The organism is Pseudomonas urethralis, from assembly GCF_021602465.1.
GTDB lineage: Bacteria > Pseudomonadota > Gammaproteobacteria > Pseudomonadales > Pseudomonadaceae > Aquipseudomonas > Aquipseudomonas vlassakiae.
The window spans coordinates 88,657-106,982 of sequence record NZ_BQIJ01000012.1 but is presented as its reverse complement, the minus strand read 5'-3'; the positions used below and the strand labels follow the sequence as shown (position 1 = coordinate 106,982).

At 61.7% G+C, this 18,326-nt stretch carries 15 protein-coding genes and 1 pseudogene; 6 read left to right on the top strand and 10 right to left on the bottom strand.

The genetic code is table 11. The features are described 5' to 3' along the window. Positions 1–132: 132 nt before the first annotated feature. Positions 133–588, top strand: a complete 456-nt coding sequence (locus tag L6D64_RS19115) for an REP-associated tyrosine transposase (protein WP_176507618.1) — start codon at positions 133–135, stop codon at positions 586–588. A 105-nt stretch (positions 589–693) separates the two neighbouring features. On the opposite strand, the gene L6D64_RS19110 is transcribed toward L6D64_RS19115, so the two are convergent. From L6D64_RS19110 to L6D64_RS19080, 7 genes are all read right to left on the bottom strand, one after another. Further along, on the bottom strand, positions 694–1,587 hold the full coding sequence (locus tag L6D64_RS19110; RefSeq protein ID WP_054885467.1) for an ABC transporter permease subunit: 894 nt from the start codon (positions 1,585–1,587) through the stop codon (positions 694–696). After that, a complete protein-coding gene (locus tag L6D64_RS19105; protein ID WP_176507617.1) occupies positions 1,584–2,465 on the bottom strand; it encodes an ABC transporter permease subunit in 882 nt (293 codons plus the stop codon). Before L6D64_RS19105 ends, L6D64_RS19110 begins: the two co-directional genes overlap by 4 nt. 35 nt (positions 2,466–2,500) lie before the next feature. Further along, on the bottom strand, positions 2,501–3,643 hold the full coding sequence (locus L6D64_RS19100; protein WP_176507560.1) for an ABC transporter ATP-binding protein: 1,143 nt from the start codon (positions 3,641–3,643) through the stop codon (positions 2,501–2,503). 71 nt (positions 3,644–3,714) lie between these two features. Beyond that, positions 3,715–4,809 carry a polyamine ABC transporter substrate-binding protein gene (locus L6D64_RS19095; protein ID WP_176507559.1) on the bottom strand — a complete coding sequence of 365 codons (1,095 nt, stop codon included), beginning with the start codon at positions 4,807–4,809 and terminating at the stop codon, positions 3,715–3,717. A gap of 174 nt (positions 4,810–4,983) precedes the next feature. Continuing rightward, positions 4,984–6,081, bottom strand: a complete 1,098-nt coding sequence (locus tag L6D64_RS19090) for a polyamine ABC transporter substrate-binding protein (protein ID WP_176507558.1) — start codon at positions 6,079–6,081, stop codon at positions 4,984–4,986. A gap of 169 nt (positions 6,082–6,250) precedes the next feature. Next, the gene (locus L6D64_RS19085) at positions 6,251–7,612 is read right to left on the bottom strand and encodes an aspartate aminotransferase family protein (RefSeq protein ID WP_176507557.1); all 1,362 of its coding nucleotides are present in this window, start codon (positions 7,610–7,612) and stop codon (positions 6,251–6,253) included. A 46-nt stretch (positions 7,613–7,658) separates the two neighbouring features. Beyond that, positions 7,659–9,017 carry a glutamine synthetase family protein gene (locus L6D64_RS19080; RefSeq protein ID WP_176507556.1) on the bottom strand — a complete coding sequence of 453 codons (1,359 nt, stop codon included), beginning with the start codon at positions 9,015–9,017 and terminating at the stop codon, positions 7,659–7,661. Positions 9,018–9,591: 574 nt separating this feature from the next. On the opposite strand from L6D64_RS19080, the gene L6D64_RS19075 reads away from it, so the two are divergent. Further along, complete coding sequence (locus tag L6D64_RS19075; protein WP_014592784.1) at positions 9,592–10,968, top strand: glutamine synthetase family protein; 1,377 nt, start codon at positions 9,592–9,594, stop codon at positions 10,966–10,968. A 104-nt stretch (positions 10,969–11,072) separates the two neighbouring features. Here L6D64_RS19075 and argA read toward each other — a convergent pair whose 3' ends face one another. Next, positions 11,073–12,371 (bottom strand): amino-acid N-acetyltransferase, encoded by a 1,299-nt coding sequence (argA, locus tag L6D64_RS19070; protein ID WP_176507555.1) that lies wholly within the window; start codon positions 12,369–12,371, stop codon positions 11,073–11,075. A 125-nt stretch (positions 12,372–12,496) separates the two neighbouring features. Next, positions 12,497–13,639 carry an acetylornithine deacetylase gene (gene argE, locus L6D64_RS19065; protein WP_176507554.1) on the bottom strand — a complete coding sequence of 381 codons (1,143 nt, stop codon included), beginning with the start codon at positions 13,637–13,639 and terminating at the stop codon, positions 12,497–12,499. 115 nt (positions 13,640–13,754) lie between these two features. Between argE and L6D64_RS19060 the strand changes: the two genes are divergently transcribed. After that, the gene (locus tag L6D64_RS19060) at positions 13,755–15,122 is read left to right on the top strand and encodes a CYTH domain-containing protein (RefSeq protein ID WP_176507553.1); all 1,368 of its coding nucleotides are present in this window, start codon (positions 13,755–13,757) and stop codon (positions 15,120–15,122) included. Positions 15,123–15,213: 91 nt separating this feature from the next. Here L6D64_RS19060 and L6D64_RS19055 read toward each other — a convergent pair whose 3' ends face one another. Beyond that, positions 15,214–15,684, bottom strand: a complete 471-nt coding sequence (locus tag L6D64_RS19055) for an Lrp/AsnC family transcriptional regulator (RefSeq protein WP_176507552.1) — start codon at positions 15,682–15,684, stop codon at positions 15,214–15,216. 126 nt (positions 15,685–15,810) lie between these two features. On the opposite strand from L6D64_RS19055, the gene L6D64_RS19050 reads away from it, so the two are divergent. The 3 genes and pseudogenes from L6D64_RS19050 to L6D64_RS19040 all read left to right on the top strand — a co-directional run bounded on the left by L6D64_RS19050 (position 15,811) and on the right by L6D64_RS19040 (position 18,307). Beyond that, the gene (locus L6D64_RS19050; RefSeq protein WP_176507551.1) at positions 15,811–16,128 is read left to right on the top strand and encodes a hypothetical protein; all 318 of its coding nucleotides are present in this window, start codon (positions 15,811–15,813) and stop codon (positions 16,126–16,128) included. Positions 16,129–16,225: 97 nt separating this feature from the next. Then, positions 16,226–17,902, top strand: a pseudogene (locus L6D64_RS19045) (GspE/PulE family protein). Between the two features lie 90 nt (positions 17,903–17,992). Continuing rightward, on the top strand, positions 17,993–18,307 hold the full coding sequence (locus L6D64_RS19040; RefSeq protein WP_176507550.1) for a DUF2388 domain-containing protein: 315 nt from the start codon (positions 17,993–17,995) through the stop codon (positions 18,305–18,307). Positions 18,308–18,326: the final 19 nt, after the last annotated feature.

Here is an 18,326-nt window from a genome sequence, read left to right as displayed (position 1 = left end):
AGCGGGTTTACCCGCGAAGAGGCCGGTACAGCCAACCACAGATCTCTGCCATATCCAGAAACCATCCTCTACACGGGACCTGCCTTCCAGCCACTACCTTTGAGAACACACATGCTTTCAAGGAAGAAGTAAATCTCTCGGGCCCAATCCCATCTACTGCGCCGTGGTCGCTATTCAGAACTTGGCCGGCTCTATCTGCTGACCACCGTCACCCATCAACGCAAGCCACTGTTCCTTAACTTCCACCATGCCCGGCTAGTCATTCACCAATTGCGCCAGTCAGATCAGGAGCATGCCTGCAGGTCACTGGCCTGGGTGCTGATGCCGGACCACCTGCATTGGCTGATCGAGTTGAAGGGTACGACACTGGGAACCTTGATGCGCAGGTTCAAGTCCAGGTCCAGTCTGGTACTGCATCGGGCGGGGGTTGAGGAAGATCCGGTATGGCAGCCTGGGTATCAGGACCGGGCTTTGAGGCGAGAAGCAAGCATGGTGCATGTAGCCCGGTACATTGTGGCAAACCCCTTGCGGGCAGGCCTGGTCAAAAGTGTCAGGGACTATCCACACTGGGATGCAGTCTGGCTTTGAATGTGTACTGGGGCATTCGCGGGTGAACCCGCTCCCACAGGGTCACCGCAAACCTGGAGGCTGTGGTATCCCTGTGGGAGCGGGTTTACCCGCGAAAGGGCCGGGTCAGGCCGACGCAGCCACCTGCGTCGGGCGCTTGACCTGTGGCTGCGAGGCGTTGGCCGCCGCACCCTCTTCGATCGCCTGCTGGATCGCCTTGCGCCGACGCTCTTCGGCCTGGCGGCTGAAGAACCAGACAAAGAAGGTCACCAGCGACACCGACAGCAGGATCAGGCTGGCCACGGCGTTGATCTCAGGCTTCACGCCCAGACGCACCGCCGAGAACACCTCCATCGGCAAGGTGGTCGAACCTGGGCCGGACACGAAGCTCGCCAGTACCAGGTCGTCCAGCGACAGGGCGAACGACATCATGCCGCCTGCCGCCAGCGACGGCGCGATCATCGGGATGGTGATCAGGAAGAACACCTTCCACGGCTTGGCTCCCAGGTCCATCGCCGCTTCCTCGATCGACAGGTCCAGCTCGCGCAGGCGTGCCGACACCACTACCGCCACATACGCCGCGCAGAACGTGGTATGCGCGATCCAGATCGTGACGATGCCACGCTCCTGAGGCCAGCCGATCATCTGTGCCATGGCCACGAACAGCAGCAACAGCGACAGACCGGTGATCACTTCGGGCATGACCAGCGGTGCGGTGACCAGGCCGCCGAACAGCGTGCGACCCTTGAAACGGGTGACCCGGGTCAGCACGAAGGCCGCCAGGGTACCCAGCGCCACCGCAGCCACCGCCGTGTAGCAGGCGATTTCCAGCGAGCGCATCACCGAACCCATCAGCTGGGTGTTGTCGAGCAGGCCGACGTACCACTTCACCGACCAGCCGCCCCACACCGTCACCAGTTTGGAGGCGTTGAACGAGTAGATCACCAGGATCAGCATTGGCAGGTAGATGAACAGCAAGCCGAGCACCAGCATCAGCTTGGAAAAACTGAAACGCTTCATGCCCTGCCCTCCATTTCTTTGGCCTGGCTGCGGTTGAACAGCAGGATCGGCACGATCAGGATCGCCAGCATCACCACCGCCAGGGCGGATGCCACCGGCCAGTCACGGTTGTTGAAGAATTCCTGCCACAGCACTTTACCGATCATCAGGGTTTCCGGGCCGCCAAGCAGTTCAGGAATGACGAACTCGCCCACCACCGGGATGAACACCAGCATGCAGCCGGCGATGATGCCGTTCTTCGACAGCGGCACGGTGATTTTCCAGAAGCTGTTGAAGGTACTCGACCCCAGGTCCGAAGCCGCTTCGAGCAGGCTCGGGTCGTGCTTCACCAGGTTGGCGAACAGCGGCAGGATCATGAACGGCAGGTACGAATAGACCACACCGATGTACACCGCCAGGTTGGTGTTGAGGATCTGCAGTGGCTGATCGATCAAGCCGGTCCACAGCAGGAAGCCGTTGAGCAGCCCGTTGTTGCTGAGGATGCCCATCCAGGCATAGACGCGGATCAGGATCGCAGTCCAGGTCGGCATCATGATCAGCAGCAGCAGGACCGTCTGGGTCTCCTTCTTGGCGTTGGCGATGGCATAGGCCATCGGGTAGCCGATCAGCAGGCACAGCAGGGTGCTGAAGAAGGCCATCTTCAACGAGCCCAGATAGGCCGAGATGTACAGCTCATCCTCGGTCAACAGGCCGTAGTTGGCCAGGTTGAGCACCAACTGGATCTTGTCTTCGACGTAGGTGTAGATCTCGGTATACGGCGGGATCGCCACGTCGGCTTCGGCGAAGCTGATCTTCAACACGATGAAGAACGGCAGCATGAAGAACAGGAACAGCCAGATGAACGGCACGCCGATCACCAGGTGCCGTCCCTCCGGGATAAGGCGCTGGAAGGCTCGCTTGAGCTTGCGAGGTTTCATGACCGCAGTACCACGCCGCTGTCGTCTTCCCACCACACGTACACTTCATCGCCCCACGTCGGGCGTGCGCCCTGGCGCTCGGTGTTGGCGACGAACGACTGGACGACCTTGCCGCTCGGCAGCTCGACGTAGAACACCGAGTGGCCGCCCAGGTAGGCGATGTCGTGGACCTTGCCACGCGACCAGTTGTGCTCGCAGGTCGGTTGCTGGGAAGTGACCAGCATCTTCTCCGGGCGCAGGGCGTAGGTGATGTGCTTGTCTTCCACCGAGGTGGTGATGCCGTGGCCCACGTAGATCTTGCGCTCCAGCTCCGGGCTGGCAATGATCGCGTGGCCTTCGGCGTCGTCGACCACTTCACCCTCGAACAGGTTGACGTTACCGATGAATTCACACACCAGGCGGCTGGTCGGGGTCTCGTAGATATCCACCGGCGAGCCGATCTGGGCGATCCAGCCCAGATGCATGATGGCGATACGCTGGGCCATGGTCATGGCCTCTTCCTGGTCGTGGGTCACCATCACGCAGGTCACCCCTACGCGCTCGATGATTTCCACCAGTTCCAGCTGCATCTGCGAACGCAGTTTCTTGTCCAGCGCACCCATCGGCTCGTCGAGCAGCAGCAGTTTGGGACGCTTGGCCAGGGAACGGGCCAGAGCCACCCGCTGACGCTGGCCACCGGAGAGCTGGTGTGGCTTGCGCTTGGCGTACTGGGTCATGTGTACCAGCTTGAGCATCTCGGCCACGCGGGCGTCGATCTCAGCCTTGGGCATCTTGTCCTGCTGCAGGCCGAAGGCGATGTTCTGCGCCACGGTCATGTGCGGGAACAGTGCATAGGACTGGAACATCATGTTGATCGGCCGCTCGTACGGCGGCATATCGGTGATGTCGACGCCGTCGAGGAAGATGCGCCCCTCAGTCGGGCGCTCGAAGCCGGCCAGCATACGCAGCAAGGTCGACTTGCCGGAACCGGAGCCACCCAGCAGGGCGAAGATTTCGCCTTTGCGGATTTCCAGGGACACATCGTCCACGGCCACCGTTTCGTCGAACTTTTTTGTAACCCGGTCGATCTTGACCAGCACCTGCTTGGGTTGCTGGCCACCCTCGAGGGCTTTTTTATAGGCACCGGAGGCAACTGCCATGAGTGAAACTCCCAACAAGATTTTTGTGCCCGCGCGGCCTGTGTTCCAGGTACCGCTACGGGTCTGGATGATTACTTGCCCGACTTGACCTTGGTCCAGCTACGGGTCATCAGACGCTGCACCTTGGGTGGCAACTCTGAGTTCACGAACATCTTGTCCAGCACTTCCTGCGGTGGGTAAACCGCAGCGTCAGTCCTCACGGCCTGGTCCATCAGGTCGCCAGCCTTTGGGTTCGGGTTGGCGTAACCGACGTAATCACTGACCTGGGCGATAACCTCAGGTTTCAGCAAATAGTTGATGAAGGCATGGGCCTCCTTGACGTTCCTGGCGTCCTTGGGGATCGCCAGCACGTCGAACCAGAGGTTGCCGCCTTCCTTGGGAATGGCGTAGGCCAGGTTCACGCCCTTTTTCGCCTCGATGGCGCGGGACTTGGCCTGGAACACATCACCCGAAAAACCTGCCGCGACGCAGATGTCGCCGTTGGCCAGGTCGGTGATGTACTTGGACGAGTGGAAGTAGGTCACGTATGGGCGTACGGCCAGCAGCTTCTGCTCGGCCTTGGCGTAATCCTTGGGGTCGGTACTGTTGGGGTTGAGTCCCATGTAGTTGAGCACCGCCGGGAGCATTTCGTCCGCCGAGTCGAGGAAGGCCACACCGCACTTGGAGAGCTTCTTCATGTTCTCGGGTTCGAACAACACGGCCCAGGAGTCGATCTTGTCCACGCCCAGCGTGGCCTTGACCTTGTCGACGTTGTAACCGATGCCGTTGGTGCCCCACAGGTAAGGCACGGCGTACTGGTTGCCGGGGTCGTTCTTTTCCAGGCGCTTCATCAGCGCCGGGTCGAGGTTGGAATAGTTGGGCAGCAGGTGCTTGTCGAGCTTCTGGAATGCGCCCGCCTTGATCTGCTTGCCGAGGAAATGGTTGGACGGCACTACCACGTCATAGCCGGTGTTGCCGGCCAGCAGCTTGCCTTCCAGGGTTTCGTTGGAATCGAAAACATCCTGCACGGGCTTGATGCCGGTTGCTTTCTCGAAGTCCGCAAGGGTGTTCGGGCCGATATAGTCCGACCAGTTGTAGAAGTGCACCGTAGGCGCCGCTTGGACGCTGCATGCCAGCGTCAGGCCCGCTCCAGCCATCAAGGCCTTGCGTAGTACAGAAATAGACAAGTGGGTGGTCCTCACAATCAGTGCCTCGGTGACGGCGTGCTTATTGGTACAAGCACTGCCGCGCACACAAAACCGGCGCGCAACTTACCTGCGCAGCTTCGTTGCCGCAATCATCAATTGCCATTCACTGGCTCTGGGCCGGGAAACCCCGGCCCAGAGGTCACGCATCGGGGCTTATTTGCCCGATTTGATCTTGGTCCAGCTACGGGTGATGTCACGCTGGACCTTGGCATCCGGTGCAGCGATGGCGTACAGCTGTTTCTTCACTTCAGCTGGCGGATAGATGCTCGGGTCGCTGGTGATGGCCTTGTCGACCAACGGGGTAGCGGCCTCGTTGCCGTTAGGGAACCGCACGGCGTTGGTGATTTCAGCCATGACTTCCGGTTGCATCAGGAAGTCCATGAACTTGTAGGCAGCTTCCTTGTGCTCGGCATCTTTAGGGATGGCGACCATGTCGTAGAAGGTACCGGCACCTTCTTTCGGAATGATGTAGTCCACTTTGACCTTGTCGCCAGCTTCGTGGGCGCGGGCCTTGGCCTGCTCGACGTCACCCGAGTAACCGACGGCTACACAGATGTTGCCGTTGGCCAGGTCGCCGATGTACTTGGACGAGTGGAAATAGGTGATCGAAGGACGGACCTTGAGGAACAGCTCCTCGGCGGCCTTCAGGTCTTCCTTGCTGGTGCTGTTGGTCGGCTTGCCCAGGTAGTGCAGCGCGGCCGGGAGCATTTCGGTCGGGGCATCCAGGAAGCTTACGCCGCAGCTCTTGAGCTTGGCGATGTTCTCAGGCTTGAACACCACGTCCCACGAGTCGATCTTGTCCACGCCCAGCGCGGCCTTGACCTTCTCCGGGTTGTAGCCGATGCCGATCGAGCCCCACATGTACGGGAAGGCGTGCTTGTTGTCCTTGTCGCTGGCATCGCCTACGGCCTTGAGCAGGTCTTTGTCGAGGTTCTTCCAGTTAGGCAGCTTGGAGCGGTCCAGCTCCTCGTAGACACCCGCCTTGATCTGCTTGGCGAGGAAGTTGTTCGACGGCACGACGATGTCGTAGCCCGACTTGCCGGCCAGCAGTTTGGCCTCCAGGGTTTCGTTGCTGTCGAACACGTCGTACTTGACCTTGATACCGGTCTGCTTCTCGAACTTGGCGATGGTGTCCGGAGCGATGTAGTCCGACCAGTTGTAGACGTTCAACACGGTATCGTCAGCGTGAACAGCGGTAGCCATGCCACCCATCAGGGCGGCGGCCAGCAACGTTTTGCCCATTTTATTCATGCGTAGTGCTCCAGAATTTTTATGTTAGCAACTGTCCAGCAGCCAGAACCCACGGTGCAGAGCGCGCGGCGACTGAAACAACCGCTAGTCTGGCAAGTTACAAGGCTCTGTTTCAAGGAAAGCAGGGCCTTGTAACGACTTAATGTCACATCGCTAGCCTAGCAAACGCTTATCGAATCGCTTCCAGCGTCAAATCGAGGCATTTGCGCGCCTTTTCCACCAACTCGTCGATCTCTTGATGGCTGATCACCAACGGCGGAGCGATGATCATCGTGTCGCCGACCGCACGCATGATCAGGCCGTTGTCGAAGCAGAAGTTGCGGCAGACCATGCCGACGCCCTTGCCCTCGTAACGGCTGCGGGTCGCCTTGTCCTTGACCAGCTCGATCGCGCCGAGCATGCCCAGGCCACGTACCTCGCCAACCAGTGGGTGGTCTTGCAGCTCACGCAAACGCTTTTGCAAATACGGTGCCGCTTCCGTACGCGCCTTCTCGACGATTTTCTCGTCACGCAGGATGCGCAGGTTTTCCAGGCCCACCGCAGCCGCCACCGGGTGGCCGGAATAGGTGAACCCGTGGTTGAAGTCGCCACCTTCGCTGATCACCTTGGCCACCTTGTCACGCACGATCACGCCGCCCATGGGGATGTAACCAGAGGTCAGGCCCTTGGCAATGGTCATCAGGTCGGGCTTGAGGTCGTAGTAGTCGGAGCCGAACCACTCGCCGGTGCGCCCAAAGCCACAGATCACCTCGTCGGCGACGAACAGGATGTCGTACTTGGCCAGGATCTCCTTGACCTTCGGCCAGTAGGTTTCCGGCGGAATGATTACCCCGCCGGCGCCCTGGATCGGCTCGGCGATGAAGGCGGCGACGTTGTCTTCGCCCACCTCCAGAATCTTTTTCTCGAGCTGCTCGGCCGCCCACACGCCGAAATCGTCGGGGCTCATGTCGCCGCCCTCACCGAACCAGTACGGCTGCGGAATGTGCACGATGCCCGGAATCGGCAGGCCGCCCTGCTCGTGCATGCCGCTCATGCCGCCCAGGCACGCACCCGCGAAGGTGGAGCCGTGGTAACCGTTGATACGGCCAATGATGGTCTGCTTATGCGGCTTGCCCTTCAGCGCCCAGTAATGGCGAACCATGCGCAGCACGGTGTCGTTGCCTTCGGAGCCGGAGCCAGTGAAGAACACATGGGTCATGCCTTCAGGCGCCACGTCGGTGATCGCCTTGGCCAGCTCCAGCGCTGGCGGGTGAGCGGTCTGGAAGAACAGGTTGTAGTACGGTAGCTCGCGCATCTGTTGTTCTGCCGCCTGCACCAGTTCTTCACGGCCATAGCCGACCGCCACGCACCACAGGCCGGCCATGCCGTCGAGGATCTTGTGCCCCTCGCTGTCCCACAAATGCACACCCTGCGCCTTGGTGATGATGCGCGGCCCCTTCGCCTTCAGCTGTTTGTAGTCAGAGAAGGGTGCAAGGTGGTGCTCGCCGCTCAGGGTCTGCCATTCACGGGTTTGCGGGTTGTTGACGCTCATGTGCCTCTCCATTTTCCGGCGGCCGCACCCGCGGCCTCAGGGTTGATCAGACAGCGAACAGCAGGAACTCACGCTCCCAGGAGCTGATGACGCGCTTGAAGTTCTCGTGCTCGGCGCGTTTGGTGGCGACGTAGCCGGTGATGAACTTCTTGCCCAGGTACTGCACCAGCGCACGGCTGTTTTCCATGCGCTCGAGGGCGTCCTCGATGGTCAGCGGCAAGCGCAGGTTGCGGCGCTCGTAGCCACGGCCCTGGACTGGCGCGCTGGCCTCGATGCCCTCGACCATGCCGATGTAGCCGCACAGCAGGCTGGCGGCGATGGCCAGGTAAGGGTTGGCGTCGGCGCCTGGCAGGCGGTTCTCGACGCGGCGGTTTTGCGGGCCGGCATCCGGTACGCGCAGGCCGACGGTGCGGTTCTCCTCGCCCCACTCGACGTTCACTGGCGCCGAGGTGTCGGGCAGGAAGCGGCGGAACGAGTTGACGTTGGGGGCGAACAGCGGCAGCGCTTCGGGGATGAACTTCTGCAGGCCACCGATGTGGTGCAGGAACAGTTCGCTCATGCTGCCGTCTTCATTGCTGAAGATGTTCTTGCCGGTAGCCACGTCGATCACGCTCTGGTGCAGGTGCATGGCGCTGCCCGGCTCGCCGGTCATCGGCTTGGCCATGAAGGTCGCGGCCACGTTGTGCTTGAGCGCCGCCTCGCGCATGGTGCGCTTGAACACCAGGATCTGGTCGGCCAGGTGCAGGGCATCGCCATGACGGAAGTTGATCTCCATCTGCGCCGTGCCGTCTTCGTGGATCAGCGTGTCAAGGTCCAGGCGCTGCAGTTCGCACCAGTCGTAGACGTCTTCGAACAAAGGGTCGAATTCGTTGGCGGCCTCGATCGAGAACGACTGGCGGCCGGTTTCCGGGCGGCCGGAGCGGCCGACCGGCGGCTGCAGCGGGAAGTCCGGGTCTTCGCTGCGCTTGGTCAGGTAGAACTCCATCTCCGGCGCGACGATCGGCTGCCAGCCCTTGTCGGCGTAGAGCTTGAGGACTTTCTTCAGCACGTTGCGCGGCGACAGTTCGACCGGGTTGCCCTTCTTGTCGTAGGTATCGTGGATCACCTGGGCGGTCGGCTCGATGGCCCACGGCACCAGGAACACGGCATCCTGGTCGGGGCGGCAGATCATGTCGATGTCGGCCGGGTCGAGCAGGTCGTAATAGATGTCATCGTCGACATAGTCGCCGGTCACGGTTTGCAGCAGCACGCTCTCGGGCAGGCGCATGCCTTTTTCGGCGATGAATTTGTTGGTCGGCGAGATCTTGCCGCGGGTGATGCCGGTCAGGTCGCTGATCAGGCATTCGACTTCGGTGATCTTGTGCTCTTTCAACCAATCGGTGAGCTGGTCGAGGTTGTTACTCATAAATACCTCAGGAGGTAAGGTGGTCCGCGCCCTGATTCTGGATGGAGTAGATGGCTAAAGCAAAAACCCACGCGCAGGCGCACTGTGGATACACTGAGAATGAGCGTGTCCGCAGCGGTTTCAAAGGGCAGATAGACGATAAGAGCAACGAAAAGGCGTTACGAGGTGTGGTCCAGATACGCAAAGCGTCAATTATTGCGGCCATGCAGGCCACAGCTCGACGGATGCGTGCGGGAACGGCAAGGATACCCGACTGCACTGCATAGGCAGCGCGTTCAGGTCGCGACAAGCGGACCATGTGACCCTCGTATTATTGTGTTTTGGGTTGAGTCCGAGCTTAGCCTTGTTAATTTTTTTACACAACACCTCCGTAAAAAATAAAACACGGCCTGTCGGAGATAGCCCTTTGTGAAGGAAATAGCGGATAATGGCACGCCCCGATATGCAGCAAATCTGCCGTCGATGTGCCATTTCGAGGCATCATGGGGTTGGCTTGACATCAGTTTGTCTTTTCGATTGACTGGTCCTGCAAGCCCCCCTTGATTGATATTTTTAACAACAAAGGTGTTGCATCATGTCGGTACCCCCGCGTGCCGTTCAGCTTAACGAAGCGAACGCGTTCCTTAAGGAACATCCTGAGGTTCTCTACGTTGACCTTCTGATTGCAGATATGAATGGTGTGGTGCGTGGCAAGCGCATTGAGCGCACCAGCCTCCACAAGGTTTACGAGAAAGGCATCAACCTGCCGGCCTCCCTCTTCGCCCTGGACATCAACGGTTCCACCGTCGAAAGCACCGGGCTGGGCCTGGACATCGGCGATGCTGACCGCATCTGCTATCCAATCCCCGATACACTCTGCAATGAACCATGGCAAAAGCGCCCGACCGCGCAACTGCTGATGACCATGCACGAACTGGAAGGCGAGCCGTTCTTCGCCGACCCGCGCGAAGTGCTGCGTCAGGTGGTGAGCAAATTCACCGATATGGGCCTGACCATCTGCGCCGCGTTCGAGCTGGAGTTCTACCTGATCGACCAGGAGAACGTGAACGGCCGTCCGCAGCCACCACGCTCGCCAATCTCGGGCAAGCGCCCACAGTCGACCCAGGTGTACCTGATCGACGACCTCGACGAATATGCCGACTGCCTGCAGGACATCCTGGAAGGCGCCAAAGAGCAAGGCATCCCGGCCGACGCCATCGTCAAGGAAAGCGCCCCGGCGCAGTTCGAAGTCAACCTGCACCACGTTGCCGACCCGCTCAAGGCTTGTGACTACGCGGTATTGCTCAAGCGGTTGATCAAGAACATCGCCTACGACCATGAAATGGACACCACCTTCATGGCCAAGCCCTACCCGGGCCAGGCAGGCAACGGCCTGCATGTACACATCTCCGTGCTGGACAAAGATGGCAACAACATCTTCACCAGCGAGGATCCCGAGCAGAACGCCGCGCTACGTCACGCTGTCGGCGGTGTGCTCGAGACCCTGCCTGCGTCCATGGCGTTCCTCTGCCCGAACGTCAACTCGTACCGCCGCTTTGGCGCGCAGTTCTACGTACCGAATGCGCCGAGCTGGGGCCTGGACAACCGCACCGTGGCCCTGCGCGTGCCGACCGGCTCTGCCGATGCCGTGCGTATCGAGCACCGCGTAGCCGGTGCCGACGCCAACCCGTACCTGATGATGGCTGCGGTGCTGGCAGGCGTGCACCATGGCCTGACCAACAAGATCGAGCCAGGCGCGCCCATCGAAGGCAACTCTTACGAACAGCTGGAGCAAAGTCTGCCGAACAACCTGCGCGATGCCCTGCGCGAGCTGGACGACAGCGAGATCCTCAACAAGTACATCGATCCGAAGTACATCGACATCTTCGTCGCGTGCAAGGAGAGCGAGCTGGAGGAGTTCGAGCACTCGATCTCCGACCTCGAGTACAACTGGTATCTGCATACCGTGTAAGCAAGAACGCCGCCCTTTGGGGCGGCGTTTTTCATCGCGGACCGCGTCGCCTGCTTCGCGGCGGTTCGGCGCCCCGATAAACCCGCGAATAGGCCGGTGCAGGCTTACAGAGGCTTCTCGAAAATCTTCGAATTACGCTGGTAGTTGTACAGCGAAGCTCGTGCCGCCGGCAGGCGCTCTACGCCGCTGGGCGCAAACCCGCGTTCACGGAACCAGTGCGCCGTGCGCGTGGTAAGCACGAACAAGGTATTCAACCCCAACTGCTTCGCCCGCCCCTCGATGCGTTCGAGCAGCTCGTCCCCGCGCCCGCCATGGCGGTACTCCGGGTTTACCGCCAGGCACGCCAGTTCTCCCGCCTGGGAATCGGCAATCGGGTACAGCGCCGCACAGGCGATGATCATGCCCTCACGCTCGACCACGCTGAATTGTTCGATCTCACGCTCCAGCACCTCACGCGAACGACGCACCAGAATACCCTGCTCTTCGAGCGGGCTGATCAACTCCAGCAAGCCACCGACATCGTCGATGGTCGCCTCGCGCACCACTTCGAACTGCTCCTGCGACACCAGCGTACCGCCACCCTCACGGGTGAACAGCTCGGTCAGCAGCGCACCATCCTCGGCATAACTGACAATGTGGCTACGCGCCACGCCACCTTTGCACGCCTCGGCGGCGGCATCCAGCAGTTCGCCCTGGTAATCGCTGCCCAGGCGCGCCAGGTGCGGGGCGATCTGCTGTGGGCGCAGTTCACGCACCAGCTTGCCGTTTTCGTCCAGCAGCCCGGGCTCGGCGCCGAACAGCAGCAGCTTGTCGGCGCCCAGTTCGATGGCTGCGCGAGTGGCAACGTCTTCACAGGCCAGGTTGAAGATTTCCCCGGTCGGCGAATAGCCCAGTGGCGACAGCAGCACGATGGAGCGCTCGTCGAGCAGGCGGCTGATGCCCTTGCGGTCGACCCGGCGCACTTCGCCAGTGTGGTGGTAATCCACCCCTTCGAGCACACCGATCGGCCGTGCCGTGACCAGGTTGCCGGAGGCCACGCGCAGGCGTGAACCCTGCATCGGCGAGGCAGCGATGTCCATCGACAGGCGCGCCTCGATGGCCAGGCGCAGGGCGCCGACAGCGTCGATCACGCAGTCCAGGGTGGCGGCATCGGTAATGCGCATGCCCCGGTGGTAATGCGGGGTCAGGCCGCGATCCGCGAGGCGGCTTTCGATCTGCGGACGCGAACCATGCACCAGCACCAGGCGCACACCCAGGCTGTGCAGCAGCACCAGGTCGTGGACGATATTGCCGAAATTCGGGTGTTCAACCCCATCGCCGGGAAGCATGACCACGAACGTGCAATCGCGATGGGCATTGATGTAGGGGGAGGCATGACGCAGCCAGTTGACGTATTCGGGCATGACAGGGCCTGTGGATAAAGGGGACGGAGAACGGTGGATGACACGGCGTTCAGGATCATCGTCGGAACAGGCTTGCGGTCACGCGCGGTCTCCTCTAGGCAAGAACGAATCAACAGGGTGGACGTTTAGCTCAGGCAATAATGCCGGATCAGGTCACGCAATAGACGCACGGTAGGCTCGATTCGCGACATTTCAAGGTATTCGCCAGGCTGGTGGGCGCAGGCGATGTCGCCTGGGCCCAGTACGATGGTCTGGCAACCAAGCTGCTGAAGATAAGGCGCTTCGGTACCGAATGCTACCGCTTCGGCGCGGTGGCCGGTGAGGCGCTCGGCCACTTGTACCAGTTCGGCATCGGCGGCCTGCTCGAACGGTGGCACCTCAGGGAACAGCGGTGCGTAGTCGATACGCACCTCATGGCGCTCGGCCACCGGCTGCAACTTGCCACGGATGGCGGCGCGCAGCTGTTCGACATCCATGCCTGGCAGGGGGCGCAGGTCGAACTCCAGGGCGCACTGGCCGCAAATGCGGTTGGGGTTGTCACCGCCGTGGATGCAGCCGAAGTTCATGGTTGGCGTGGGTACGGTGAACTGCGGGTTGCTGAAGGTCGCCTGCCACTGCCGGCGCAGCCCCATCAACTCACCCATCACCTCATGCATGGCCTCCATCGCGCTATGGCCCAGGCTCGGGTCGGACGAATGGCCGCTGCGCCCGAGGATGTCAATGCGGTCCATGAGGATGCCCTTGTGCATGCGGATCGGCCGCAAGCCCGTGGGCTCGCCGATCACCGCCGCGCGGCCGAGCGGCTGGCCGGCTGCAGCCAGAGCGCGAGCGCCGGACATGGAGCTTTCTTCATCACAGGTGGCGAGGATCAGCAGCGGCTGCTTGAAGTCGTGCTCCAGCAGCGGGATCACCGCCTCGATGACCAAGGCGAAAAAGCCTTTCATGTCGCAGCTGCCCAGGCCCACCCAGCGGCCATCAACCTCAGTGAGCTTGAGCGGGTCGCTGGACCACAGCTGTTCATCGTAGGGCACCGTGTCACTGTGACCGGCCAGCACCAGGCCACCAGGGCCGCTACCGCGGCCAGCCATCAGGTTGAACTTGCCAGGGCTGACCTGCTGGATGTCACAACGGAAGCCCAGATCGCCCAGCCAACCGGCCAGCAGGTCGATGACCTGGCGGTTGGACTGGTCCAGGGCGGCTTGGGTGCAACTGACCGAGGGCGCGGCGATCAAGGCGGCAAACTGGTCTTTCAGCGTCGGCAACGGCATGCGCATACTCCTCGGAAGCGTTGCCCATCATAGGACTATCCGCCGTCTGGAATAAACCGTTGGCGGCCGACTCCTGTAGACTGCCCTGCAACGACGCCCCTCCTTCGAGCCTGTGATGCACAAAGAAACCGAACTCAAGCTCCGCGCCAGCCGCGATACCCTGGCCGCCCTGCGTGAACACCCCCTGCTGAAAAAGCGCAACAAGTCCGGCTGGCAGACCCGCGAGCTGCTGAATCAGTACTTCGACACCCCCGAGCGCGACCTCTCCGCCGCCCGTGTCGCCCTGCGCCTGCGCCGCGACGGCGAGGAGGTCATCCAGACCCTGAAGTGCCGCGGCCAGAGCGTCGCCGGGCTGTCCGAACGCAACGAATACGAATGGCACCTGGACAAGGTCAAGCTCGACCTGAAAAAACTCGACGCCACCTGCTGGCCCGAGCAGCTGGCCGAGCTGGACAAAAAAACCATCAAGCCGCTGTTCACCACCGACTTCACCCGCGAATACGCTGAAATCAGCTGGGGCCGCGGCAAGAGCAAGGTGGTGATCGAAGCGGCGCTGGACCAGGGCTTCGTGATTGCTGGCAAGCGCAAGGAAGCAATCTGCGAGGTGGAGCTGGAGCTGCGCGAAGGCGCCCCTGAAGCGCTGCTGGAGCTGGCCGCCGAACTGGCCGCAAGCTTGCCACTGATGCCGTGCGACATCAGCAAGGCCGAACGCGGCTACCGCCTGCTGGAGCCGGACAGCTACGAGCTGGGCCTGCCGGCGACCGAGCTGAGCCCCGATATGGCCGTGGACGATGCCTTCACCGCGCTCGCCTGGCAATTGCTGGGCAGCAGCCAGCGCCTGGCCGAACAGTACCGCCACAATGGCCACTGGCGCCTGCTGCAAGACTGGGTGCAGTGCCTGGCCGAACTGCGCGCACTGGTTGCCAGCCTGGGCCAGGCTGCGCCACGCGCCACCACCCGCGAATTGCGCGCCAGCCTCGATGCGCTGCTGGAAGACTGGCGCCCGCTGGTGCAGGCCGGCAATGACGACGAAGACATCCGCCGTGCGGCGCCAGAGCAGTTCAGCGACGAACTCGAAGACGTACGCTGGGGCCAGTTCTCCCTGGAAACTTCGCGTTGGCTGCTGGCCCGTGCCTGGACCGTGGAGCGCAAGGGCCGTGGCGAGCGCCAGGGCAAGGCGCAGCTGGCCAGCTGGCTGGCGCACCTGCTGGGCGAAGAAGGCCGCTCGCTGAAGCTGCCGCTGTATACCCAGCGCCCGGAAGACCTGGCCGAGCAGCTGCCGCGTATCGAACAGCTGCTGGCCTGGCTGCACCATGCCCGCCAGGTGCTCGAAGCGCCGCAAATGGACCGGCTGTATGGCGACCTGAAAAAACTGCACGAGCTGGCGGAACTGCCGATCAGCGATGAAGTGCTGGAAGCGCGGGTCGAGCAGGCTCGGGCTGTAGATCAAAGCCGGGGCTGGAAGCACCTGCTCAAGGCTTGATTCGCTTCGCGGATAAATCCGCTCCTACAGGCCCTGCGCAGCATTCAGGCTTCGTGCAATTCCTGTGGGAGCGGGCGAGCCCGCGAAGGCCTCATCTCGATAGTGGCAAGCTGGTAGTAGACTTGATCTCCGACAGCGCCACGATCGAGTTCACTTCCTGGATCCCTGGCACGTTCGATAGCTTTTCGAAGAAGAAGCGTTCATAAGCCTCGATATCCGCAGTGACGATACGCAGCAAAAAGTCCACCGCCCCCATCAGCACATAGCACTCCAGCACTTCCGGAAAGCCGCGGATCGCCTCGGTGAACTCGGCGAAGTTGGAACGGCCGTGGGCGTTCAGTTTCACCTCGGCGAAGATCTGCGTATTAAGGCCGACCTTCTTGCGATCCAGCAGGGTCACCTGCCCTCGGATCACACCCTCCTCTTTCAACCGTTGAATCCTGCGCCAGCAGGGGGACTGTGACAGCCCTACGCGATCGGCGATCTGCGCACTGGACAGCGATGCATCCTCTTGCAGGAGTTCGAGAATGCGTCGGTCATAGGCATCCAGTTCGCCTTGCATGAATAATTCTCCAAACCACACTTATTCGAATTGAACGATCGGTAGTACACGGGATTTGATGGAATCATAGCGAAAAAATACCGGCCCGGACGTGCAAAAATTTCTCCCATATTTGCGGAGACCAGCATGAACGCACTCGAACGCCCACAGCCCCGCAGCGATGCCTGGGCCGCCAACGCCAGCCACAGCAACGTACGCTATCGCCTGCAGGCCGAAGCCGAGCCGGATACCCTGTGCCGGGTGCTCAACTTGTTTGCCTTGCAGTTCCTCACGCCGCACACGGTGCATGTCCGCCAGCAGGATGACTGGCTCGATATCGAAGTCGGTATCGGCGGGCTGAGCTGGCATCGGGCGGAGGTGATTGCACAAAAACTGCGCAACCTGGTGTGCGTCGCGGACGTGAGCCTGGAAAACCTGGCGCGCCTGGAGCTGGCGGTGATCTGACCTCCGGTCGCGCAAAATCCTGAAAACCTTTGCCGCGCCTCGCCCAGCCTGGCCCGGCTAGCCTTGCATCAGGATCCCCGAAGGTACGGACGCCGTTATGTTCCTCCCCAACGAGCAACCCCTCGACCTCAAAACCCTGCTGGATGCCTTGCAAGCCGACCAGCACCTGAACGCCAACGATTGCTGCCAGGTTCGCGAACAGGCGTCTCGCTACAGTGCTCACCACCCGCTTGAAACCATCGCGGCCGTGGGCTTGGAAGACCGCAGTCAGCCCGGTCAATGGCTGAATCTGGATACCCTCTGCCAGTGGTTGGCGCGAAAGGTCGGCCAGCCTTACCTGCACCTCGACCCCATGCAACTCGACCTGGCCCAGGTCAATGGCCTGATCTCACCGGCCTTCGCGCAACGCCACGGCATCCTGATCGTGGCCAACGACGCCAACGCCATCACCGTGGCCAGCGCTGAGCCCTGTCAACAGCTGTGGCAGGCCGACCTGGCGCGCAGCCTGGGCAAGCCAATACGCCGCGTACTGGCCAGCCCGCTGCAACTCCGCCAACTGGGCCAGTCGCTGTTTCGCCTGGCGCACTCGGTACAAGGTGCGCAGCACCAGCAAGCCGCCAGCCTGGGCGAGCTGGAGCATTTGCTTGAACTCGGCAAGCGTCAGGCGCAGGCCACGGCAGACGACGCGCACATCGTGCATATCGTCGACTGGCTGCTGCAGTACGCCATCGAGCAACGCGCCAGCGATATCCATCTGGAGCCGCGTCGCGAACAAGGCCATCTGCGCTACCGCATCGACGGGCTGCTGCACACGGTCTACACCTTTCCGGCCAACGTCACGCTCGCCGTGGTCAGCCGCCTGAAACACCTGGGCCGCATGGATGTTGCGGAAAAGCGCCGGCCGCAGGATGGCCGGGTAAAGAGCAGCCTGCCAGGCGGTAGCGAGGTGGAGCTGCGCCTTTCGACACTGCCTACACCCTTTGGTGAAAAGCTGGTGCTGCGCTTGTTCGACCCTCGGCAATTGCAGGAAAACTTCGACCAGTTGGGCCTGGAGGGCGAACAACTGGCCCAGTGGCAAACACTGCTGCAGCGCCGCCAGGGCATCCTGCTGGTCACCGGGCCTACCGGCTCCGGCAAAACCAGCACGCTGTACGCCAGCCTCAAGCAACTGGCTACGCCACAGGTCAATCTGTGCACCATCGAAGACCCGATCGAGCGGCTGGAGCCGGCGTTCAACCAGTTGCAGGTGCAGCCTGCCCTGGGCCTGGGTTTTGCCGATGGCGTGCGCGCGCTGCTGCGCCAGGACCCGGACATCATCATGATCGGCGAAATTCGCGACCGCGAGACTGCACTGGTGGCCGTTTAGGCTGCGCTCACCGGGCATCTGGTGCTTTCGACCCTGCATACCAATGACACGTGTAGCGCCATTACCCGCCTGCTGGAGCTGGGCGTGGCCGACTACCTGATCCGCGCGACCCTGGGCGGAATCATGGCCCAACGCCTGGTGCGCTTGTTGTGCGACACGTGCCAGGGCCTCCCATCGAGCGATCCGTGCCAGGGCTGCCGGGGTACCGGCTACCGTGGCCGCACAGGCTTGTTCGAATTGTTGATCCCGAGCGAGAGCCTGCGTGCACGGATAAGCGCCAGCACCGACCTGGCAGAACTGCAGCGCCAGGCTCTAGCCGACGGGTTACAGGATTTACGCAGCTGCGGGGAGGCGAAAGCGGCCCGTGGGCTGACCCGTCCCGAGGAGGTATTGCGGGTCTGCTCCTGAGCAAAAAACCTATGTATTCAAGGAACTTGCGCCCGTTTCTCTGGATCAAAGCGGCCATCCCCCAACCCTCACCCTTCGAGGTGTTTCATCATGCGTCTCCAAACCGCCATTGCAGCGGCTGCCCTGCTTTCGCTGCCCGTTGGCTCTGCCATGGCCGATACCTTCTGGCGTAACGTAATGACCTCTGGCGCGACCACCGCGTCGAGCTATATCACTTCGCACGATCACAAGCTGGTACTCGCGGCGCAGGATGACGCCGGCAGCTTCGTCGCCAGCGAGGGCGCAATCCGCGGGCCGTTCCTGGAGCAGGCGCTGCAGCAGGTGCGCGCTGAAAACCCAGGCCTTGAGGCCTCTGACATGGATCTGGCCAACGCCATCCTGGCCAAGAACGCGGTAGCCGAATAACCGCGCCGCCTGCTTCGCG